The 20,998-nt window shown below is 62.4% G+C and carries 22 protein-coding genes; 16 read left to right on the top strand and 6 right to left on the bottom strand.

Annotated features, from left to right (window positions below; all coding sequences use genetic code 11):
* Window positions 1–78: 78 nt before the first annotated feature.
* The 14 genes from ACODSZ_RS21735 (at window position 79) to ACODSZ_RS21670 (ending at window position 13,117) form a co-directional block, all read left to right on the top strand.
* A complete protein-coding gene (locus ACODSZ_RS21735; RefSeq protein ID WP_488928516.1) occupies window positions 79–906 on the top strand; it encodes a ferritin-like domain-containing protein in 828 nt (275 codons plus the stop codon).
* Between the two features lie 408 nt (window positions 907–1,314).
* Entirely contained in the window at window positions 1,315–2,568 is a 1,254-nt protein-coding gene (gene urtA / locus ACODSZ_RS21730) for an urea ABC transporter substrate-binding protein (protein ID WP_008333704.1), read from the top strand.
* Window positions 2,569–2,742: 174 nt separating this feature from the next.
* Complete coding sequence (gene urtB / locus ACODSZ_RS21725; protein ID WP_175344939.1) at window positions 2,743–4,359, top strand: urea ABC transporter permease subunit UrtB; 1,617 nt, start codon at window positions 2,743–2,745, stop codon at window positions 4,357–4,359.
* A complete protein-coding gene (gene urtC, locus ACODSZ_RS21720; protein WP_299534868.1) occupies window positions 4,356–5,486 on the top strand; it encodes an urea ABC transporter permease subunit UrtC in 1,131 nt (376 codons plus the stop codon). The genes urtB and urtC overlap by 4 nt, the downstream gene beginning before the upstream one ends.
* Window positions 5,483–6,352 (top strand): urea ABC transporter ATP-binding protein UrtD, encoded by an 870-nt coding sequence (urtD, locus tag ACODSZ_RS21715; protein WP_008333717.1) that lies wholly within the window; start codon window positions 5,483–5,485, stop codon window positions 6,350–6,352. Before urtC ends, urtD begins: the two co-directional genes overlap by 4 nt.
* 18 nt (window positions 6,353–6,370) lie before the next feature.
* Window positions 6,371–7,069 (top strand): urea ABC transporter ATP-binding subunit UrtE, encoded by a 699-nt coding sequence (gene urtE, locus ACODSZ_RS21710; protein WP_008333719.1) that lies wholly within the window; start codon window positions 6,371–6,373, stop codon window positions 7,067–7,069.
* Between the two features lie 112 nt (window positions 7,070–7,181).
* Entirely contained in the window at window positions 7,182–8,081 is a 900-nt protein-coding gene (locus ACODSZ_RS21705; protein WP_488928515.1) for an urease accessory protein UreD, read from the top strand.
* A gap of 90 nt (window positions 8,082–8,171) precedes the next feature.
* Window positions 8,172–8,474, top strand: a complete 303-nt coding sequence (locus ACODSZ_RS21700; RefSeq protein ID WP_008333723.1) for an urease subunit gamma — start codon at window positions 8,172–8,174, stop codon at window positions 8,472–8,474.
* A gap of 10 nt (window positions 8,475–8,484) precedes the next feature.
* Window positions 8,485–8,829, top strand: a complete 345-nt coding sequence (locus tag ACODSZ_RS21695; RefSeq protein ID WP_175344941.1) for an urease subunit beta — start codon at window positions 8,485–8,487, stop codon at window positions 8,827–8,829.
* Complete coding sequence (ureC, locus tag ACODSZ_RS21690) at window positions 8,826–10,526, top strand: urease subunit alpha (protein ID WP_175344942.1); 1,701 nt, start codon at window positions 8,826–8,828, stop codon at window positions 10,524–10,526. The genes ACODSZ_RS21695 and ureC overlap by 4 nt, the downstream gene beginning before the upstream one ends.
* Before the next feature lie 18 nt (window positions 10,527–10,544).
* On the top strand, window positions 10,545–11,078 hold the full coding sequence (gene ureE / locus ACODSZ_RS21685) for an urease accessory protein UreE (RefSeq protein WP_241821852.1): 534 nt from the start codon (window positions 10,545–10,547) through the stop codon (window positions 11,076–11,078).
* Window positions 11,079–11,082: 4 nt separating this feature from the next.
* Window positions 11,083–11,763: an urease accessory protein UreF gene (locus tag ACODSZ_RS21680; protein ID WP_175344943.1), complete on the top strand. Its 681-nt coding sequence runs from the start codon at window positions 11,083–11,085 to the stop codon at window positions 11,761–11,763.
* A gap of 51 nt (window positions 11,764–11,814) precedes the next feature.
* Complete coding sequence (gene ureG / locus ACODSZ_RS21675) at window positions 11,815–12,447, top strand: urease accessory protein UreG (RefSeq protein ID WP_008333732.1); 633 nt, start codon at window positions 11,815–11,817, stop codon at window positions 12,445–12,447.
* Between the two features lie 58 nt (window positions 12,448–12,505).
* Entirely contained in the window at window positions 12,506–13,117 is a 612-nt protein-coding gene (locus ACODSZ_RS21670) for a HupE/UreJ family protein (RefSeq protein WP_175344944.1), read from the top strand.
* On the opposite strand, the gene glpD is transcribed toward ACODSZ_RS21670, so the two are convergent.
* From glpD to phnD, 5 genes are all read right to left on the bottom strand, one after another.
* Window positions 13,099–14,703: a glycerol-3-phosphate dehydrogenase gene (glpD, locus tag ACODSZ_RS21665; RefSeq protein WP_488928514.1), complete on the bottom strand. Its 1,605-nt coding sequence runs from the start codon at window positions 14,701–14,703 to the stop codon at window positions 13,099–13,101. The genes ACODSZ_RS21670 and glpD overlap by 19 nt on opposite strands.
* 11 nt (window positions 14,704–14,714) lie before the next feature.
* Entirely contained in the window at window positions 14,715–15,545 is an 831-nt protein-coding gene (phnE, locus tag ACODSZ_RS21660; protein WP_008333743.1) for a phosphonate ABC transporter, permease protein PhnE, read from the bottom strand.
* Window positions 15,538–16,341: a phosphonate ABC transporter, permease protein PhnE gene (gene phnE, locus ACODSZ_RS21655; RefSeq protein ID WP_175344947.1), complete on the bottom strand. Its 804-nt coding sequence runs from the start codon at window positions 16,339–16,341 to the stop codon at window positions 15,538–15,540. The genes phnE (ACODSZ_RS21660) and phnE (ACODSZ_RS21655) overlap by 8 nt, the downstream gene beginning before the upstream one ends.
* Window positions 16,338–17,108: a phosphonate ABC transporter ATP-binding protein gene (gene phnC / locus ACODSZ_RS21650; RefSeq protein ID WP_013236645.1), complete on the bottom strand. Its 771-nt coding sequence runs from the start codon at window positions 17,106–17,108 to the stop codon at window positions 16,338–16,340. The genes phnE (ACODSZ_RS21655) and phnC overlap by 4 nt, the downstream gene beginning before the upstream one ends.
* 160 nt (window positions 17,109–17,268) lie before the next feature.
* On the bottom strand, window positions 17,269–18,258 hold the full coding sequence (gene phnD / locus ACODSZ_RS21645; RefSeq protein ID WP_175344948.1) for a phosphate/phosphite/phosphonate ABC transporter substrate-binding protein: 990 nt from the start codon (window positions 18,256–18,258) through the stop codon (window positions 17,269–17,271).
* Between the two features lie 267 nt (window positions 18,259–18,525).
* On the opposite strand from phnD, the gene ACODSZ_RS21640 reads away from it, so the two are divergent.
* Both ACODSZ_RS21640 and ACODSZ_RS21635 read left to right on the top strand, forming a co-directional pair.
* Complete coding sequence (locus tag ACODSZ_RS21640) at window positions 18,526–19,212, top strand: response regulator transcription factor (RefSeq protein WP_241821848.1); 687 nt, start codon at window positions 18,526–18,528, stop codon at window positions 19,210–19,212.
* A 4-nt stretch (window positions 19,213–19,216) separates the two neighbouring features.
* Entirely contained in the window at window positions 19,217–20,620 is a 1,404-nt protein-coding gene (locus ACODSZ_RS21635) for a sensor histidine kinase N-terminal domain-containing protein (protein ID WP_175344950.1), read from the top strand.
* A 68-nt stretch (window positions 20,621–20,688) separates the two neighbouring features.
* Here ACODSZ_RS21635 and ACODSZ_RS21630 read toward each other — a convergent pair.
* Window positions 20,689–20,998: hypothetical protein (locus ACODSZ_RS21630; protein WP_488928513.1), on the bottom strand; the 310-nt coding region annotated here is incomplete at its 5' end.

Genomic DNA, 20,998 nt, shown 5'->3' with positions numbered 1-20,998 from the left:
GGGCGGCCCTGAACCAATGTCATCGCGCCGCATCATATCGCTATGCCCACCACCACTTCGAGAAGAGAGGTATAGCAGATGAACCCGAGTCGCCAAGAAAAAAAACACTGGACCATCGATGACATCGACCTGACCCGCATCGACAAAGAGCGGGTGCGGCAGAACGAAGACCTGTTCTACCTGGTGGCCTGCGCCTCCTTCGTCGAAAGCGGTTCCGATCTCTATACCCACAACCTGGTGGAGTACTACCAGGGCGATGCCGAAGTCGAGACCTGGCTGCGCGAGCACTGGGAACAGGAAGAGCTGCAGCATGGCGCGGCCCTGCGCGCCTATGTCGAGCATGTCTGGCCGGAATTCGACTGGCCGCGCGCCTACCAGGGCTTCCTCGATGAATACTCGCAGTACTGCAAGGTGGAGCTGCTCGAACCCACGCGCGCCCAGGAACTGGCCGCGCGCTGCGTGGTAGAGACCGGCACCTCCACCTATTACCGCGCCCTGGCGCGCGCTACCGACGAGCCGGTCCTCAAGCACCTGGCCGGCCTCATCGCCAATGACGAGGTCAATCATTACAAGCACTTCTACCAGTACTTCCGTCGCTACCGCCGCCAGGAAAACATCGGCCGCTCGCGTGTCTTCGGCACCCTGAGCCGCCGCACCCTGGAACTCAAGAGCGAAGACGCCGACTGCGCCATCCGCCATGTGGTCCTGGTGCACAAGCCGGAACTGGCGGCCGACCCGGCGCGCGTGAAGGAACTGGCCTCGCGCATGAGTCGCACCGTGCGCGTCAATCTCAAACCCGACACCACCATCAAGATGATCATGCGTCCACTGGAACTGCCGGTGGCCTTGCAGAACATGATCGAATTCCCCCTGCGGCAATTCATGCAGCACGTGCTGCTGCGCTGATGCCCCGGCAGCGCCAGGCACCGCAATGGAACACGCGGCCTGGCGCTCTGCGCTCAAAGTATCGTTCACGATGTGCTCACTATTGTGAACAATCTGCCTCATATCTCAGGAAATTGCTTCGCCTGGCGCAAACCCGCGCCCACTGGCGCTTTCACCGACGCACCAAGATCGCGCATGCTGGAGCGCCAGGCTGGTGAGTGTTGCCGCAGCACCATACGACTGTCGACAATGACGCTCGGCTTTGGTGCGCAATCCTGGCGTGCCTGACAACATTATTCCCTCCTCCCGCCGCTCCCCGCCCCGCTTTGATGCAGACCGCAGGCCCTTGACCGGGCATTGGCACACAATCTGCTAAAGCGACTGGGCAGTGAAAAAATTCTTCCAAAACTTTTCTCGAGGGAGCACCACATGTCACGTCGTACCGTACTGAAAGCCACCGCTCTGGGTGCATTCGCACTGGCCGCATCCTCCTGGCTGCCGTCGGCCTTTGCTGCCGACACCATCAAGGTCGGCATCCTGCATTCGCTGTCGGGCACCATGGCCATCTCCGAGACGTCCCTGAAAGACGTGGCCCTGATGACCATCGATGAAATCAACGCCGCCGGCGGGGTGATGGGCAAGAAGCTGGAACCGGTGGTGGTCGACCCCGCCTCGAACTGGCCGCTGTTCGCCGAAAAGGCGCGTCAGCTGATCTCCCAGGACAAGGTCTCGGTGGTCTTCGGTTGCTGGACCTCGGTGTCGCGCAAGTCGGTGCTGCCGGTCTTCAAGGAACTGAACAGCCTGCTGTTCTACCCGGTGCAGTACGAAGGTGAAGAACTGGAGAAGAACGTCTTCTATACCGGTGCTGCCCCCAACCAGCAAGCCATTCCTGCCGTGGAATACCTGATGTCCAAGGAAGGCGGCGGCGCCAAGCGCTTCGTGCTGCTGGGTACCGACTACGTCTATCCGCGCACCACCAACAAGATCCTGCGCGCCTTCCTGCACAGCAAGGGCGTGAAGGACTCCGACATCGACGAGGTCTACACCCCGTTCGGCCACTCCGACTACCAGACCATCGTGGCCAACATCAAGAAGTTCTCCGCCGGTGGCAAGACGGCCGTGATCTCGACCATCAACGGTGACTCCAACGTGCCCTTCTACAAGGAACTGGGCAACGCCGGCCTGAAGGCGACCGATGTGCCGGTGGTGGCCTTCTCGGTGGGTGAAGAAGAATTGCGCGGTGTCGATACCAAGCCGCTGGTGGGCCACCTGGCCGCCTGGAACTACTTCGAATCGGTGAAGAATCCGGTCAACGCCGCCTTCATCAAGAAGTGGAAGGCCTACGCCAAGGCCAAGAACCTGCCCAATGCCGACACCGTCGTGACCAACGACCCGATGGAAGCCACCTACGTCGGCATCCACATGTGGGCGCAGGCCGTGGAAAAGGCCAAGTCCACCGACACCGACAAGGTGATCGCGGCCATGGCGGGCCAGACCTACAAGGCACCGTCGGGCTACACGCTGGAAATGGACAAGACCAACCACCACCTGCACAAGCCGGTGATGATCGGCGAAATCAAGGCCGATGGTCAGTTCAACGTGGTCTACAAGACCAAGACCACCATCCGCGCGCAACCGTGGAGCCCGTATATCCCGGGCAACGAGAGCAAGCAGAAGAACTAAGCTTGCGGTTGTTGCAGTAGTTGATGGCGTTCTTCGGAGCGCCTTCGATACGCAGCTTGCGCGGCGTATCCAAGGCGCTCCGTCCGCCCCACGCATTTCCCTCCACAAGAAAACCGCCCGACGACTCGCCCCGGCCGCAGCAGCCCGGCCCGCGCTTCGAGGCGCACACCGACCATGAAACCAGCCATCCAGTTCCTACGCGGGCTGCTCGCGACCTGGCTTTGCGTGCACGCCCTCGGGGCGTTCGCAGCCATCGATCCGGCTCTGCTCAAGCCCCTTGGCGGAGACGACCCCGACGCGCGCATCGACGCCGTCAACCAGATTGCCGCGCTGGCCAACGACGACGCGCTCAAGATTCTCAACGCCTTGAACAGCGACGCGCTCTATGTCACGCCTGCCGGTGACATCCTCATCGTCGATGATGCCGGCCAGGCCTTCAACCCGGCCACCGACAAGAGCGGCCCCGCACCCGATGACGCCGAAGGCATCACCGTCAACAACCGCCTGCGCGGTGCCGTCGAGGGTGCGCTCTCGGGACTGAAGCTGCTCTCGCCGCAACGCGATGAGCGCCTGGCCGCTGCCAATGATCTGCTCAGGAATGCCGATCCGGCCCAGATGCCGCTGATCCTCAAGGCGCTGGCCAAGGAAAACGATGCGCAGATCAAGGACGTGCTGCAGCAGGTACAGGCCACCGCCAACCTGCATTCCCCCGATCCGGCTGCACGCCGCGCTGCGGTCAGGAAACTGGCCGAGACGACCAATGCGTCGCTCAAGCCGGTCCTGGAAAACATGCTGGCCAAGAATCCCGATGGCTCCTACGTGGAGCCGGATGAAGGCGTACGCGTGGAAGCGGTGCGCACCCTCTCCGCTTTGGACCGCCACCTGGCCATCGTCGACTTCGCCGGCAAGCTGTTCTATGGCATCTCGCTGGGCAGCGTGCTGCTGCTGGCCGCACTGGGCCTGGCCATCACCTTTGGTCTCATGGGCATCATCAACATGGCCCACGGTGAACTGCTGATGATCGGCGCCTACACCACCTATGTGTGCCAGCTGGTGTTCCGCAAGTTCTTCCCCGGTGCCATCGATGCCTATCTGGTCGTGGCCCTGCCGGCGGCCTTCATCGTGGCCGCGGCAGTGGGCATTGCGCTGGAACGGCTGGTGATCCGCTGGCTCTATGGCCGTCCGCTGGAAACCCTGCTCTGTACATGGGGTATCAGCCTCATGCTGATGCAATGCGTGCGCTCCATCTTTGGCGCGCAGAACGTGGAAGTGGCCAATCCGAGCTGGATGTCGGGTGGCGTCACCGTGCTGGGTTCACTGGTGCTGTCCTATAACCGCATCGTGATCGTGTTCTTTGCGCTGTTCGTGGTGTTCGCGGTCTGGCTGATCCTGAACAAGACCCGCCTGGGTCTGTTCGTGCGGGCCGTCACGCAGAATCGCCGCATGGCCGACTGCGTGGGCGTGTCCACCGGCAAGATCGACATGATGACCTTCGGCCTCGGTTGCGGCATCGCCGGTCTCGGTGGCGTGGCGCTCTCGCAGCTGGGCAACGTCGGCCCCGACCTGGGACAGGGTTACATCGTGGATTCCTTCATGGTGGTGGTGCTGGGTGGCGTGGGTCAGCTGGCCGGGACCGTCATCGCTGCCTTCGGCCTGGGCGAAGTCAACAAATTCCTGGAGCCGGTGGCCGGTGCCGTGCTGGCCAAGATCGCCATCCTGGTCTTCATCATCGTATTCATCCAGAAGCGTCCGCAAGGCCTCTTCGCACTCAAGGGAAGGAGCGTGGAATGAGCACCATGATCATGCGCCCCTCGCTGTTCAATCGTCCGGCCTGGACCGGCATCGTCATCTGCACCATCGTGCTGGCCTTGCTGCCGGTCTGCAACCTGCTGTTCCCCGCCGGAAGCAGCCTGCACGTCTCCTCCTACACCGTCGCTTTGGTAGGAAAGTTCATGTGCTACGCCATGGCTGCGCTGGCACTGGACCTGGTGTGGGGCTATACGGGCATCCTCTCGCTGGGTCATGGCGTTTTCTTCGCATTGGGCGGATACGCCCACGGGATGTACCTGATGCGCGCCATCGGCCGTGACGGCGTGTACCAGAGCAACCTGCCGGACTTCATGGTGTTCCTGAACTGGAAGGCCTATCCCTGGTACTGGTGGATGACGGATCACTTCTGGTTCTCCATGCTGCTGGTGGTGCTGGTCCCGGGTCTGTTGGCCTTCGTGTTCGGTTACTTCGCTTTCCGTTCGCGTATCAAGGGCGTGTATTTCTCCATCATCACGCAGGCCATGACCTTCGCCTTCATGCTGCTGTTCTTCCGCAACGATACCGGCTTTGGCGGCAACAACGGCTTCACCGACTTCAAGCGCATCCTGGGCTTCACCATCACCGCACCGGCCACCAAGGCGGTGCTGTACCTGGTAACGCTGGCGCTGCTGTTCGGTGCGCTGGTGCTGTGTCGCATGATCGTCACCTCCAAGCTGGGCCGCGTGCTGCAGGGCGTGCGCGATTCCGAATCGCGCCTCATGTTCATCGGCTACAACCCGCTGTGGTTCAAGCTCTTCGTGTGGACGCTCTCGGCCGTGATCTGCGGCATCGCCGGTGCGCTGTACGTGCCGCAGGTGGGCATCATCAATCCCTCCGAAATGTCGCCGGCCAATTCCATCGAGATGGTGATCTGGGCGGCTGTGGGCGGGCGTGGCACGCTGATCGGCCCCATCATCGGTGCCTTCACCGTCAATGGTTTGAAGAGCTGGTTCACGGCCGCCTTCCCGGACCTGTGGCTGTATGCGCTGGGGCTGATCTTCATTCTGGTCACGCTGTTCCTGCCGCAGGGCATCCTGGGCCTGGCGCAGAAATTCAAGAAACGCGATGCCGCGCCCGCTGAGGGCAGCGCATCCAAGGAGGCAGCATGAGTGCAGTCGAACCCGGGAAAAACCCGGCAGGCATCGGCGGCCTGGGCGGCAATGTCGACACGCCCCGCGCCGACCACGGTGCATCCTACGAACGCATCAAACCCGAGGGCGTCGATACCACCCACGGTGCCATCCTCTATCTGGAAAACATCACGGTCTCCTTCGATGGCTTCAAGGCCATCAACAACCTGAACCTGGATATCTCGGTGGGTGAACTGCGCTGCATCATCGGTCCCAATGGCGCAGGCAAGACCACGATGATGGACGTCATCACCGGCAAGACCCGGCCTACCGCCGGCACCGCCTTCTTCGGCCAGACCATCGACCTGACCAAGATGACCGAATACGAGATCGCGCATGCGGGCATCGGCCGCAAGTTCCAGCGCCCGACCGTGTTCGAGCAGCACACCGTGTTCGAGAACCTGGAACTGGCGATGAAGATGGACAAGCGCGTCAAGACCACGCTCTTTGCGCGCCTGTCTTCGGAGCAGATCGGCAAGATCGAGGAAATCCTCAAGCTGATCCGCCTGAACGGCCAGGAGCATCGCGTGGCCGGCCTGCTCTCGCACGGCCAGAAGCAGTGGCTGGAAATCGGCATGCTGTTGATGCAGGAACCGCAATTGCTGTTGCTCGATGAACCGGTGGCCGGCATGTCCGACGCCGAGACCGCACGCACCGCCGAGCTGTTGAACGAGTTGCGCGGCAAGCATTCCATCATGGTGGTGGAACACGACATGGGCTTCGTCGAGGAGATCGCCCAGGGTGGCAAGGTGACCGTGCTGCACGAAGGATCGGTACTGGCCGAGGGCAACATGCGCCAGGTGCAATCCAACGAGCGCGTCATCGAAGTCTACCTGGGACGATAAGAGCGGAGACCATCATCCATGCTGCAAGTCAATGAACTGAACCAGTACTACGGCGCGGCGCATACCCTGCGCGGCGTCTCGCTCGATGTGCAGAAGGGCAAAGTCCTGTCCCTGCTGGGCCGCAACGGCGTGGGCAAGACCACGCTCTTGAAATGCCTGATGGGCGTGCTGCCGGTGGCCAAGGGCAATGTCAGCTTCGAAGGCCAGGACATCACCCGTCTCAAGCCGCACCAGCGCGCCAAGCTGGGCATCGCCTACGTGCCGCAGGGACGCGAGATCTTCGCGCGCCTGACGGTGGAGGAAAACATGCTCATGGGCATGGCCACGCTCTCGGGCCGCCGTGCCTCCACCATCAAGGGCGAGGTCTATGAACTCTTCCCGGTGTTGAAGGAAATGCTGCATCGGCGCGGCGGCGACCTTTCCGGCGGCCAACAGCAGCAGCTGGCCATTGCCCGGGCGCTGCTGGCCGAGCCCAAGCTGATCATCCTGGATGAACCGACGGAGGGCATCCAGCCTTCCATCATCAAGGACATCGGTCGCGTCATCAGCCTGCTGCGCCAGCGCGGCGACATCGGCATCCTGCTGTGCGAGCAGTATTTCGACTTCGCCCGCGAACTGGCCGATACCTTCGTGGTGATGTCGCGCGGCGAAGTGGTCGCGGCCGGTACCCAGGACCAGATGGATGGCGAGGACGTGAAGAAGCATCTGGCGGTCTGATACCGTCGCAAAGGAAGGCTGCGCGTTTGCAGCGGGTCTGCTATAAAGTCGCATGTTCGCGGCCAGGCTGTCCGCTTGCACACGCCGCCTTCCACGCAATGAAGAACCAGGTATGAAACGACTCCCCGGCCATCCGGAACCCGCCAGCATGCCGGCCCCCGCGACACCAGGCGCGCCCCTGCGGCATGCGCCGGACCAGGCACGCCTGGCGCTGGGCTTTGCCGACGACAAAGGCACCACGCGCCTCATGCACCGCCAGCACTTCGGCCCCCTGCGCGTGCAGAAGCCGCTCTATCCCGAAGACCCGTCCATCTGCCACGCCATCATCGTCCATCCGCCGGGCGGCATCGTCGGTGGCGACCAGCTTTCGATCACCGCTGAGGTGGGCGAACGCGCCCATGCGCTGCTGACCACGCCCGGTGCGGGCAAGTGGTATCGCGCCAACGGCCAGTCATCACGCCAGGCCGTCAGGCTCGATGCGGTAGCAGGGGCCACGCTGGAATGGCTGCCGCAGGAAACCATCTTCTTCGATGGGGCCGACGTGCGCATGGAACATGAAGTGACCCTGGCCGCCGACGCGGCTTACCTGGGTGCGGAAATCCTTTGCTTTGGCCGCACCGCTTCGGGCGAAACCTTCAACACCGGTGCCGTCAGCCAGCGCACCAGCATCCGCCGTGGCGGCAAGCTGGTATGGTTCGAGCAGGGTCGCCTGCAAGCCGAGGCGGGTGCCATGCAAGGCCCGCTGGCGCTGGATGGGCAGACCATCTGCGGCACCCTGATCGCCGTGGGCGATGGCATGGATGCGGCGCTCCTGGGCCGACTGCGCGAGAGCATCGCTGCCCTGCAGCTGGAAGGACGCAGCGGTGCCACGCTGATGAAGCAGGTACTGATCGCGCGCTACATGGGGCCATCCAGCCTGGTGGCGCGGCAGTGGCTGCATGCGGCCTGGCATGTGCTGCGTCCGGCCGTCACCGGCAAGCAAGCCGCCATTCCACGCATCTGGAATACATGAACACGACGTAACAAGCTGCATCAGGAAAACTGAATCAAGCCTCGCCCTACGTTATAGAAACTGAAGGCCACCAAACGGCCAGGAGCTCACATGGAACTGACACCCAGAGAAAAAGACAAGCTGCTCATCTTCACCGCCGCTTTGCTGGCCGAGCGCCGCAAGGCCCGTGGCCTCAAGCTCAATTATCCGGAAGCGGTGGCGCTGATCACCGCCGCCATCATGGAAGGCGCGCGCGATGGCAAGACCGTGGCCGAGCTGATGTCCGAGGGCACCACCATCCTGACCCGTGACGACGTCATGGAAGGCGTGCCCGAGATGATCCCCGATATCCAGGTCGAAGCCACCTTCCCCGACGGCAGCAAGCTGGTCACCGTCCACCATCCGATTCCTTGAGGAGCGCGTCATGATTCCAGGCGAAATGCTGGTCGAACCCGGCGACATCGAACTCAACGTCGGCCGCCCCACCGTAACGGTGACGGTGGCCAACAGCGGCGACCGTCCTATCCAGGTCGGCTCCCACTTCCATTTCTACGAAACCAATCCGGCACTGCGCTTCGAACGTGAAGCGGCCTATGGCATGCGCTTGAACATCGCAGCCGGGACCGCAGTGCGCTTCGAGCCCGGACAGGAACGCACGGTGGAACTGGTGGCGCTGGCAGGGGAGCGCCGCGTCTATGGCTTCAATGCACTGGTGATGGGCAAGCTGAAGGCCCAGCACGGCAACGACAAGAAGGGGCAAACCAAATGAGCAAGATCTCCCGTTCGGCCTATGCCGAAATGTTCGGCCCCACCGTCGGCGACCGCGTGCGCCTGGCCGACACCGAGCTGTTCCTGGAAGTGGAGAAGGATTACACGGTCTATGGCGAGGAAGTCAAATTCGGCGGCGGCAAGGTGATCCGCGACGGCATGGGCCAGTCGCAGCGCGCCCATGCCGAGGTGATGGATACCGTCATCACCAATGCGCTCATCGTCGATCACTGGGGCATCGTCAAGGCCGACATCGGCATCAAGTCCGGCAAGATCGCCGGCATCGGCAAGGCCGGCAATCCCGACATCCAGCCCGGTGTGACAATGGCCATCGGCGGGGCGACCGAAATCATCGCCGGTGAAGGCATGATCGTCACCGCCGGCGGCATCGACAGCCACATCCACTTCATCTGTCCGCAGCAGATCGAGGAAGCCCTCATGAGCGGCGTCACCACCATGCTGGGCGGCGGCACCGGTCCGGCCGTCGGCACGGCCGCCACCACCTGTACGCCCGGCCCCTGGCACATCCATTCCATGCTGGCCGCAGCGGACGCCTTCCCGATGAACCTCGGTTTCCTCGGCAAGGGCAACGTCAGCCTGCCGCTGCCGCTGGAAGAGCAAATCCGCGCCGGAGCCATCGGCCTGAAGCTGCACGAGGACTGGGGCTCGACCCCGGCGGCCATCGACAACTGCCTGACGGTGGCCGATCGCATGGATATCCAGGTGGCCATCCACACCGATACGCTCAATGAGGGCGGTTTCCTGGAGCACACGCTGGCGGCCTTCAAGGACCGCACCATCCACACCTTCCACACCGAAGGTGCGGGCGGCGGCCACGCACCGGACATCATCGCGGCGGTGGGCGAGGGCAACGTGCTGCCGTCCTCGACCAATCCGACGCGTCCCTTCACGGTCAATACGCTGGACGAACACCTGGACATGCTGATGGTCTGCCATCACCTGGACCCGGCCATCGCCGAAGACATCGCCTTTGCCGAATCGCGCATCCGCCGCGAGACCATTGCCGCCGAAGACATCCTGCATGACATCGGTGCGATCTCGATGATGTCGTCTGACTCGCAGGCCATGGGCCGCGTGGGTGAAGTGATCATGCGCACCTGGCAGACCGCGCACAAGATGAAGGTGCAGCGCGGTTCGCTCAAGGAAGACACGTCGCGCAACGACAACTTCCGCATCAAGCGCTACATCGCCAAGTACACCATCAACCCGGCCATCACCCACGGCATCGCGCACGTGGTGGGCTCCTTGGAAGTGGGCAAGATCGCCGACATCGTGCTGTGGAAGCCGGCCTTCTTCGGGGCCAAACCCTCGATGATTCTGAAGAGCGGCATGATCGCGGCCGCCCAGATGGGTGACCCCAATGCCTCCATCCCGACCCCGCAGCCGGTGCATTACCGGATGATGTTCGGTGCCTATGGCGGTGGACTGAAGACCTCGATGACCTTCGTCTCGCAGGCGGCCTTCGATGCCGGCATCGGTGAACAACTGAAACTGAACAAGCCGGTGGTGGCCGTGAAGAACATGCGCAACCTGCGCAAGCGCGACATGATCCACAACGGTGCCACGCCGAAGATGGAAGTCGATTCCGAAACCTATGAAGTGCGCGCTGATGGCGAGCTGCTGGTGTGCGAACCGGCGGTCTCGCTGCCGCTGGCACAACGCTATTTCCTGTTCTGATTTTCTTTAGATTTTTTCATGCTCACTCTCAATACCAAGATAGCCCAGGCCGAGCAGATCGACGGCGAACTGGAACTGCCCTATGACCAGCGCGAGAAGAGCCGCCTGCGTGCCACCCTGCGTTCGGGGGAAGACGTGGCGGTGTTCACCGTGCGCGGTACGGTGCTGCGCGATGGCGACCTGCTGCGCGGCGATGATGGCCGCGTGGTCAAGATCATCGCCAAGGCCGAAGCGACCTATCGCGTCGATGCAGCCGATGCGCACCTGCTGCTGCGTTGCGCCTTCCACCTCGGCAATCGTCACACCCAGGCGCATGTGGGCCATGAAGGGAACGTCGGTTTCCTGCGCATCCGCAAGGATCCGGTGTTGAAGGAAATGCTGGAAGGGCTGGGGGCGCGCGTGACTGAAGAGCTGGCGGCTTTCGAGCCGGAAGCGGGCGCCTATGGCGGCGGCCATCACCATCATGGCGATGACCATCACCACAATCCGCTGGCACCGATTCCGCTGCGCCAGAAAATCCATCGTCCGAGCGACAAGAAGGAAGAGGGCTGACCCCATGCAAGCTGCCGCCTTGCTGCATCTGCTGCAACTGAGCAGCCCGTCCTTGCCGATCGGCGCGTACAGCTATTCGCAAGGGCTGGAGGCGGCCATCGAGGGTGGACGCGTGAGCAGTGAAGCCACGGCCCGCGCCTGGATCGGCCATGCGCTGCATGAGGTGGTGGCGCGTTTCGAGGCCCCCATCTTTGCGCGGCTGGTGGCAGCCTTCGAGGCCCGTGATGCAGAAAAGGTCACGTTGTGGACCGAACGCTTCATCGCGGCCCGCGATACGTCCGAGTTTCGTGCCGAAACCATTCAGATGGGCTATTCGCTGGGCAAACTGGCGACCGACCTGAAGCTGGGCGATGAGGCCTTGCTGGCCATCCTGCAGGCGCAGCCGGAACTGCCGCTGCCAACCTCGCTGGCCTTTGCCACGGTGGCCCTGCAGGTGCCGCGCGAGGCGGCGGTGCTGGGCATGCTGTTCGCCTGGGCCGAGAACCAGGTGCTGGCCTGCGTGAAGACCGTGCCACTGGGCCAGGTGGCGGGGCAGCGCATCCTGCTGTCGTTGCAGCCGGAGCTGGAAAAGGCCGCGGCCACCGCGCTCACGCTGGAGGATGACGAGCTGTGCAACTGGGCACCGGGGCTGTCGCTGCTGTCGATGCAGCATGAGGTGCAATATAGCCGCATCTATCGCTCTTAATTATTTATACCATTTACGTTTTTACGCGACCAAGAGATCAAGAGACCAACCATGAGCAATGCAACTTCCAATCCGCTGCGCGTAGGCATCGGCGGCCCGGTCGGTTCCGGCAAGACGGCACTGTGCGAAATGCTGTGCAAGCGCATGCGCGACCATTACGACATGGCCGTCATCACCAATGACATCTACACCAAGGAAGACATGGAAATCCTGCTGCGCGCCGATGCGCTGCCGGCAGAACGTCTGATGGGGGTGGAGACCGGTGGCTGTCCGCACACGGCCATCCGCGAGGATGCCTCGATCAATCTGGAAGCCATTGCCCGCATGAGCGCCGATTTTCCGGACCTGGACCTGATCCTGGTGGAGTCCGGCGGCGACAACCTGGCCGCCACCTTCAGCCCGGAATTGTCGGACCTGACCATCTACGTGATCGACGTGGCCGGTGGCGAGAAGATCCCGCGCAAGGGTGGCCCCGGCATCACGCGCTCGGATCTGCTGATCATCAACAAGACCGACCTCGCTCCCTATGTGGGCGCGAATCTGGATATCATGGCGGCCGATGCCAAGCGCATGCGCGGTGAACGCCCCTTCGTGTTCACCAACCTGCGCAGTGGCGACGGGGTGGAAAAGGTCATCGAATACATCCGCAAGCAGGGCTTGCTGGACGAGAAGCCGAAGAACTGAACCTGAACCCCGTCATTTCCCCGATCAAGAATCTGCCGTATCAGCCCAAGGAGAAAACATGTTGACCCTCTCGACCAAGACCCGCGCCCGCCTGGGCCTTCTGGCCGTCGCCGCACTGGCAGCCGGCACTGCAATGGCGCACCCCGGCCATCCGGGTTCGACCATGGATGCCTCGACCAGCATGGCCGCCGGCTTCGCGCATCCGTTCTCGGGCATCGACCATCTGCTGGCCATGCTGGCCGTGGGCCTGTGGGCCGCGCAGAGCAAGCAGCGCGCCCTGTGGGTACTGCCGCTGGCCTTCCCGCTGATGATGGTAGCCGGTGCCTTGCTGGCCTTCGCCGGCCTGCAGCTGCCGGCCGTGGAAACCGGTATCGCCGCCTCAGTGGCCGTACTGGGCCTGCTGATCGCCTTTGCCGTGCGTCTGCCGCTGTGGGGCAGCACGCTGGTGGTGTCGGTCTTCGCGATGTTCCATGGGTACGCGCACGGTGCTGAACTGCCGCACGGCAGCTCGGCCGCGCTGTATGGTGCTGGCTTCATCGCCGCCACCGCACTGCTGCATGCCGCCGGTCTGGGCATCGGCCTGATCGCCGGCAAGCAGATGGCCGACCGCGTGGTGCGCATCGGCGGCGTCGGTATTGCCGCCGTGGGTGCTTACCTGCTGGCTGCCTGAAGCAACTCGCCCGCTTCGGCGGGTTGTTCCTCAGCTGAAGACTGGCCGCCCCGCGCGGCCAGCCAGGCGTCCAGTACGGCCTCGCTGCCCTTGGGGAAATGCAGGCCGAGCTTGGAACGGCGCCACAAGATATCGGCGGCATTGGTCGCCCATTCGTGGCGCAGCAAGTAGTCCACCTCGGCGACATAGAGCCCGCCCAGGATTTCTTCTCCCATCTCTTCCAAGTTCTTTCTTCCTTCCAGCAGCGCGTGCGTGCGGCTGCCATAGGCGCGCGCATAGCGTTGCAACAATGCGGCAGGCAGCCACGGATACTGCTGCTGCAAGCCCTGCACGTATTGACCGAACTGGCGCACCGAGCGGTTCGACGGCTGCGCACCATACAGGTCGCCACCCGGCAGGCAGCCGTGTTCTGTCCAGGCACCGCGCTGCTTGCCCAGCACCGGCGCGATCATGTCCACGGCTTCCTCGGCCAGCTTGCGGAAGGTGGTGATCTTGCCGCCGAAGACGGAGAGCAGCGGGGCGCCTTGCGTATTGAGATCGAGCTGGTAGTCACGCGTGACGGCGGAGGCATCGGCGGCGGCATCTTCCAGCAGCGGGCGTACGCCCGAGTAGGACCACACGACATCGGCGGGCGTAATGGGCCGTTCGAAATATCGGTTGGCCAGCTGGCACAGATAGGCCGTCTCGCCCTCGGAAATGGCCACGTCTTCCACCCGGCCCTGATAATCGATATCGGTGGTACCAATGAGCGTGAAGTCCTGCTCGTAAGGAATGGCGAAGACGATGCGGCCATCCGGGTTCTGGAAGATGTAGGCGTGATCGTGTTCGAACAGGCGCGGCACCACGATGTGGCTGCCCTTGACCAGACGCACCGACTTGCTCGAATGCACATGCGCCGCATCGCCCAGGAATTGCGCCACCCATGGGCCGGCCGCATTGACCACGCAACGTGCGCGCACCTGCATGGCGTGACCATCTTCCTGGCGCAGCACGGCTTGCCAGCCGTTGTCCTGACGCGTGAGCGATTCGCAGCGGGTGCGGGTCATGATGTGCGCGCCTTTTTCTGCCGCATCCATCGCATTCAACACCACCAGCCGCGCATCATCGACCCAGCCATCGGAGTAAACGAAGCCACGCGTGAACTGTGCTTTCAGTGGCGCACCCGAGGCGTGACGGCGCAGATCCAGTGCGCGTGAGCCGGGCAGCAGTTCGCGTCGGGCCAGGTGATCGTAGAGGAACATGCCCAAACGGATCAGCCAGGCCGGACGCTGCCCTTGGTCATGCGGCATCACGAAGCGCAGCGGCCACATGATGTGCGGGGCGCTGCGCAAGAGCACTTCGCGTTCGATCAGGGCCTTGCGCACCAGCCCGAACTCATAATGTTCCAGGTAGCGCAGGCCACCGTGGATGAGCTTGCTGGAGGAAGACGACGTATGCTGCGCCAGGTCGTGCTGCTCGCACAGCGCCACCGACAGGCCGCGCCCGGCGGCGTCACGGGCGATGCCAGCGCCATTGATGCCGCCGCCGACTACCAGCACATCGTACTGCGGGGGATAGGTGATGCCTTGCGTGCCATGTGCTTTCATGCGGGCTCCGATCAGAGGATGCGCTTGCGGATCTGCGTGACCACCACTTCGGTCACGATCACGATGGCGAAGATGGAGACCAGCACCGTCGCCACGCGCGGCCACTGGAACAGGTTCAACGCGGTATCGAGCACCATGCCCACGCCACCGGCGCCGACGATGCCCAGCACGGCCGATTCACGCACGTTGATGTCCCAGCGCAGCAGCACGATGGACATGAAGGCGGGCTTGAGTTGTGGCCAGTAGCCATACCAGATCTCGGAGAACTTGCTCGCACCGGAAGCCTGCAGCGCTTCGATGGGGCCGCGCGGCATCTGCTCGATGGTCTCGCCGGCCATCTTGCCGACGAAGCCGATGGAGCGGAAGGCGATGGCCAGCGTACCGGCCAGCGGACCCGGCCCGAAGATGGCCAGGAACAACAGGGCCCACACCAGCGAATTGACCGAGCGGCTGGCCACCAGCACGATGCGGGCCAACAGGTTCAAACCGCGATGGCGGGTCAGGTTGGGCGCCACCAGCAGGCCAAAGGGAATGGCCAGCACGATGGAGAGCAGGGTACCCAGGGTCGCGATGTGGAGGGTTTCGATCAGCCCGGCCTTCACATCGCTGCCGAAGTAGGCCCAGTCGATGGGCCACATGCGGGCGAGCATGTCGCTCATCTGTTCGGGCGCATCGTAGAGGAACTCGGGGATGATCTCGATGTAGCGCAGCGATTGCACCACGGCCAGCGCGATGACCAGCCACACCGTGAAGCGCAGGATGCGCTGCAGCGGCGTGTGGCGCTGCCATTCGCGCTCGGCCGGATTGAGCGCGGCGGGGCGGGAGAGGACGGTATCAGACATTGAAGACCTTCTTGACCGAGTTCGCCAGCAGTTCGCCGACGACAATGATGGTGATGATGGTGACCAGGATGGTGAGCACGAAGTCGTAATCGAAACGCTGGAAGGCGGAGAACAGTACGCCGCCCACACCGCCCGCACCGACGATGCCGACCATCGTCGAGTTGCGCAGATTGGAGTCAAGCTGGTAGGTGGAAAAGCCGACAAAGCGCGACATCACCTGCGGCAGCACACCGAAGAGAATGACGTTCATGAAGGACGCACCGGTGGCGCGGATGGCTTCGACCTGCTTGATGGAGATCTCTTCAATGGCTTCGGCAAAGAGCTTGCCGATAAAACCGATGGAGGCCACGATCAGCGCCAGCACACCGGCCAGTGCGCCAAAGCCCACGGCCTTGACGAACAGGATGGCCACGATCACCGGATGCAGCGAGCGGCACACCGACACCAGCGCGCGCGCAGGCCAGGAGATCCACGAGGGCATCAGGTTGCGTGCGCCCATGAGGCCGATGGGCAGCGAGAAGAGGATGCCGAACAGCGACGCCAGCACGGCGATCTGCAGGGTCTCCTTGATGCCGCCCCAGAGGATGTCGCCCTTGGAGAGGTCGGGCGGGAACATGCGGCCCAGGAACTTGGCACCGTTTCCGAGACCGGACGAGAAGCGCTCCCAGGAGAAACCCAGTTGCGTGGCGGCATAGATCGCATACAGGGCGATGAGCCAGATCACCACGCGGGTAGCCAGCTGCGGCTTGAAGGCCAGGCTCACGCGGGCGCTGGAGGAAGAGTTGGAGGTCGTCATGCCAGCCAGTCCTCGCCACCGTAGATCTGCTTGAGGAAATCGTCGGACAGGTTCTCGGCATTGCCGTCGTAGACCACGTGGCCACCGGACATGCCGATGATACGGTCGGCGTAGCGCTTGGCCAGTTCCACATCGTGGATGTTGACGATGACCGGGATCTTCTGCGCACGGCCCTGCTCCTTGAGCAGCGAGATGATCTCGAAGGACGTCTTTGGATCCAGCGATGAGGTCGGCTCATCGGCCAGCAGCAGGCGCGGACGCTGCATCAGCGCGCGGGCGATGCCCACGCGCTGGCGCTGACCGCCGGAGAGCGCATCGGCGCGCTGGTTGGCGAAGTTGCCCAAGCCCACGGTGTCCAGCAGTTCGAAGGCATGCGCGATGTCTTCCTTGGCGAAATTGCGGCGCCAGGCAGTGAAGGCATTGACGTAACCCAATCTTCCGCACAACAGGTTCTCCATCACGGAAAGGCGTTCCACCAGGTTGTATTCCTGGAACACCATGCCGATGTGACGGCGTTGCTCACGGAGGGCGCGGCCACGCAGCTCGGCCAGATTCACGCGCTTGCCTTCCCCCTCAAACCAGATCGCGCCACGGCTGGGATCGACCAGGCGATTGATGCAGCGGATCAGGGTGGACTTGCCGGTGCCGGAGGGGCCGATGATGGCGATCAGGCCGGCGTCGCCGATCTTCAGGTCGATGCCTTTGAGGATGGGATGGCCGGGCTTGTATTCCTTGACCAGGCCCTGGATTTCGATGGCGTGTGACATGGGAGGCGCTTTCTCTGTGGATTTTTCTGCGGCTGCGGCAGTGCGCAGGATGCGACGGGCCGCAGCCCCTACTCTGGAGCAGGGGCTGTGCTGCATGTTGGTGCTTGGATCTGGTTGCGGCATCCGGACCTGAACGATCAGGGATGCCATGCGGCGGTACTTACTTCTTGCCGGCGCTTTGCTTGTCGTAGGCGGCGCGGTTGAAGGATTCGCCGGCGGACTGGGCGACGAAGCGCACCATCTCGAAGTCCTTCTTGTAGTTGATCGGGTAGAAGCGATCGGAACCGGCGAAGGCCTTCTTCAGTTCATCGGTGAAGCGATAGTCGTAGAAGCACTTGAGCATCTTGTCGCGGAAGTTCGGCTCCAGATCGTGCGCATAGGCGAAGTCCTGGGTCGGGAATTTCTCGCTGTGCCAGATGACGCGGAAGTTCTCGGCCTTGATGACGCCACGTTCCACCATGCGGTCAAACACGTCCGAGGCGATGGCGGCGGCGTCATAGTCACCCGAGTTCACGCCCAGGATGGACTGGTCATGCTTGCCGGAGAAGATGATCTTGTAGTCCTTGTCCGGCGTCACGCCCAGCTTGGGGAACAGCGCCATCGGAGCCATGTGGCCGGAGTTGGAGGAGGGCGCGGTGTGGGCGACCTTCTTGCCCTTGAGGTCGGTCATCTTCTGAATCGGGCTGTCCTTGCGCACGATCACGTTGAGGGTATAACCCTGATAACCCTTGGCGTCACCGATGACGGCAAACGGCACGGCGCCGGCGATGTTGACGGCGAAGTTGGTCGGCCCAGGCGAGAAGCCGCCGACGTGCAGACGGCCCGAGCGCATGGCTTCGATTTCAGCGGCGTTGGACTGTACCTGGAAGAACACCACTTTCTTGGCGGTGCATTGCGAGAGGTAGTCGGTGAAGGGCTTGAAGATCTTGTCGTAGACGGCCGGATCTTCCACGGGGGTGAAGGTGAAGACCAGGGTATTGGGATTCTTCAGCTTCTTGGGATCAGTGGGGGTATCGGCGGTCAGGTCGTGATTGGCGTCGCAGTATTGCTGGTCGAGGTCGCCGCGATTGCTGCAGGTGTCCTGGGCAAAGGCGATGGCCGGTGCGGCCAGGGCGAGTGCCAACAGAGTCTTGATCAGACGTGGGGTCATGCTGTCTCCTGGTGATGATGGTGTTGGTTTTGGTCTTGTTGCCGGTCGCCACAGCGGTGTTGCCTGGTGCGAGTCTGGCGATGTGCGGCAGTGTAGGCGAGGGGAACGGCTTTTGCTACCGGGCGCGGCGGCCAAGGAGGGGGTTTCCTTGCAGCTGCCTTTCCAGTGGCTTTCAATCTGCTTTCAAAGCACCTCGGCAAGGGACTCGCGCATGGCGTGGTTTGGCGGTATAAAGGCGGCTGCACAACGATAACGACACGGGAGATCATGCATATCCTGCTGGTGGAGGATGACATCGACATGTCGCGCGCCTTGCTGCGCGCACTGGAGCGACGCGGCTTTCAGGTCACGCATTGCGGCGATGGCATCAGTGCGCTCTCGCACATCAAGGATGGGATCGGCGACCTGGTGGTGCTCGATCTCAATATTCCGGGACTGGACGGGCTGCACCTGTTGCAACGCATACGCTCGCAGGATATCGGCACGCCGGTGATCGTGTTGACGGCGCGCGGCGCGGTAGGCGATCGCGTGGTCGGACTCAATGCCGGCGCGGATGATTACCTCGCCAAGCCCTTTGATCTGGATGAGCTCGATGCGCGCATCCGTGCGCTGCTGCGGCGACGCTCCAATGCCGATGACGGGCTGCAACGGTGCGGGCGCTTGCGCTTTGATCGTGGTTCGGGGGCTTTCTATTGCGACGATGAACCGCTTGAACTGACGCCGCGCGAGCATACGCTGTTGAAGGCGCTGATCGCCAAGCCGGGACATGCGGTGACCAAGGAGAAATTGTTCAGGCTGGTCTTCCCGATGGAAGAAAATACCCAGCTCGAAGCCATCGAGGTGGTGGTGCATCGGGTGCGCAAGAAACTCATGGAAACCGGTGCGGAAATCATGACCTTGCGCGGACTGGGCTATCTGCTGCGGGATCGGCAGCAGCAGGGTAGCGGGGGCTGAGGAGGTGGCACATCTTTTTTCGCGGCGACGCTCGGTACGCGCCTATCTGCTGGCGTGGATCATCTCGCCGATTGCGCTGTTCATCGTCATTGATTCCTTTTCGCTCTATCGCAATACGCTGGAGTCGGTGAATACGGCGTATGACCGCATGCTCATTGCGTCGGTACATTCGATTGGGGATCTGTTGCGCATCGAGAATGGCGAGCTCAAGGCGTCGCTGCCTTATGCGGCGCTGGAGATTTACGAGGCCGATTATTCGAGCCGGATGATCTATCGCATCGACGGGCTGGATGGCAAGTTCTTCGAGGGCGACCAGGATCTGCCGTCCTACAAGGGAAAAGCAGACAAGGCGGCTATCTATCCGGCGCTGGCGCATATCTATGAAGACACCTACAACGGGGTGCCGGTCAGGGTGGCAGCGCTGTTTCAGCCGGTGGTGACCAATGATCCGCGGGGGGCGGCCCTGGTGCAGGTGGCCGAGACGATGGAGAACCGTAGTGCGCTGGCACGCAAGATTTTCTGGGAAACGCTGATTCGCCAGGCGGCGCTCTTGGTGGTGATCGTCTCGGTGACCCTGTATGTGGTGCGGCGCGCGCTGCAACCTGTGGATGCACTGCGTCGGCAGCTCGATGAGCGCCCGGCCGATGATCTGTCACCGGTGGCGCCACCGATGGCGCCGCGTGAATTGCAACCGTTCATCGATGCCTTGAATCAGCTGATGACTCGGTTGCGACGTCTGCTCGATCATCAGCAACGCTTCGTGGCCAATGCCTCGCATCAGTTGCGTACACCGCTGGCCGTGCTCAAGACCCAGCTGCAATCAGGCTTGCGCGGCGATGCTCCGGCGCCGGTGATCTGGCAGGAGATGTCGGGCACGGTAGAACGCGCCACTACGCTGGCCAATCAGTTGCTGTCGCTGGCGAAGGTAGAACAGATACGCGGTCGGGGAGCTCAGGAGGTCTGCGACCTTGGCATGCTGGCGCGCGAGACGGCTGTGGACCTGTCACCGCTGATTGCGGAGAAGGATCTGGACTTCGAACTGGAGGGGGAAAAGATTCTGGTGATGGGACATCCGTGGATGATTGGCGAGTTGATTTCCAACCTGCTGCATAACGCGATCCGGCACACGCCGGTACAGGGTCGTCTCGGCATTCGCATCAGCGCACGTGAGGACGTGGCTGAGCTGCTGATCTGGGATAGTGGCGAAGGAATTCATGATCAGGCGATGGAGAATGTGTTCAAGGCGTTCTCCTCGAATGTCTCTTCAGCGGGGGGATTGGGGCTGACCATTTGCGGCGAGATTGTCGATTCGATGCAGGCGACCATCAGCTTGCGCAATCGGATCAACAAAGGGGGATCGATTGAAGGCTTGAATGCGCTGGTGCATTTCAGAGCAGTTGCTGCATGATGCTTTGATGCTTTGATGCTTTGATACGTTGATGCCGGTGACTTCCCGCTGCAGGAAAGAATAGGGAATCAAGCGGCGGCCGGGCGGCTTGGTGCAAGAACAGCTGTGGATAAATCATCTTCCCGATTTTGTCGGAATGGGAATGTGGCCTGTGGAAAACACAAGCTTGTGCCGCTTGCCGGGATGGCAAGGCCCGCGCGCGGGCGGTTCAGGGGCGATATGAAAGAAAGATGCAAGACAGCCCGATAATCGGGCGACACGACAGGAGCGGCTGTGGAAAAGATGAAGTAATCGACCGTTTTATGAGGAATCGGGCCAGAGCCAACGGACATCAATACAAACCGGCGGCCCAAAGCAAAAACCCTCGCTACTTTCGTA

It is taken from the genome of Herbaspirillum sp. FG34 (genome assembly GCF_057809315.1).
This window is presented reverse-complemented; position numbering and strand designations above follow the sequence as displayed.

Coding starts and splice junctions, on each gene's coding strand:
- urtA (WP_008333704.1), top strand. CDS start 1,315: ATGTCACGTCGTACCGTACTGAAAGCCACCGCTCTGGGTGCATTCGCA.
- ACODSZ_RS21695 (WP_175344941.1), top strand. CDS start 8,485: ATGATTCCAGGCGAAATGCTGGTCGAACCCGGCGACATCGAACTCAAC.
- phnE (WP_175344947.1), bottom strand. CDS start 16,341: ATGACGACCTCCAACTCTTCCTCCAGCGCCCGCGTGAGCCTGGCCTTC.
- ACODSZ_RS21735 (WP_488928516.1), top strand. CDS start 79: ATGAACCCGAGTCGCCAAGAAAAAAAACACTGGACCATCGATGACATC.
- phnD (WP_175344948.1), bottom strand. CDS start 18,258: ATGACCCCACGTCTGATCAAGACTCTGTTGGCACTCGCCCTGGCCGCA.
- ACODSZ_RS21680 (WP_175344943.1), top strand. CDS start 11,083: ATGCAAGCTGCCGCCTTGCTGCATCTGCTGCAACTGAGCAGCCCGTCC.
- urtD (WP_008333717.1), top strand. CDS start 5,483: ATGAGTGCAGTCGAACCCGGGAAAAACCCGGCAGGCATCGGCGGCCTG.
- urtB (WP_175344939.1), top strand. CDS start 2,743: ATGAAACCAGCCATCCAGTTCCTACGCGGGCTGCTCGCGACCTGGCTT.
- ureE (WP_241821852.1), top strand. CDS start 10,545: ATGCTCACTCTCAATACCAAGATAGCCCAGGCCGAGCAGATCGACGGC.
- ACODSZ_RS21670 (WP_175344944.1), top strand. CDS start 12,506: ATGTTGACCCTCTCGACCAAGACCCGCGCCCGCCTGGGCCTTCTGGCC.
- phnE (WP_008333743.1), bottom strand. CDS start 15,545: ATGTCTGATACCGTCCTCTCCCGCCCCGCCGCGCTCAATCCGGCCGAG.
- glpD (WP_488928514.1), bottom strand. CDS start 14,703: ATGAAAGCACATGGCACGCAAGGCATCACCTATCCCCCGCAGTACGAT.
- ureG (WP_008333732.1), top strand. CDS start 11,815: ATGAGCAATGCAACTTCCAATCCGCTGCGCGTAGGCATCGGCGGCCCG.
- urtC (WP_299534868.1), top strand. CDS start 4,356: ATGAGCACCATGATCATGCGCCCCTCGCTGTTCAATCGTCCGGCCTGG.
- ACODSZ_RS21640 (WP_241821848.1), top strand. CDS start 18,526: ATGCATATCCTGCTGGTGGAGGATGACATCGACATGTCGCGCGCCTTG.
- urtE (WP_008333719.1), top strand. CDS start 6,371: ATGCTGCAAGTCAATGAACTGAACCAGTACTACGGCGCGGCGCATACC.
- phnC (WP_013236645.1), bottom strand. CDS start 17,108: ATGTCACACGCCATCGAAATCCAGGGCCTGGTCAAGGAATACAAGCCC.
- ureC (WP_175344942.1), top strand. CDS start 8,826: ATGAGCAAGATCTCCCGTTCGGCCTATGCCGAAATGTTCGGCCCCACC.
- ACODSZ_RS21705 (WP_488928515.1), top strand. CDS start 7,182: ATGAAACGACTCCCCGGCCATCCGGAACCCGCCAGCATGCCGGCCCCC.
- ACODSZ_RS21700 (WP_008333723.1), top strand. CDS start 8,172: ATGGAACTGACACCCAGAGAAAAAGACAAGCTGCTCATCTTCACCGCC.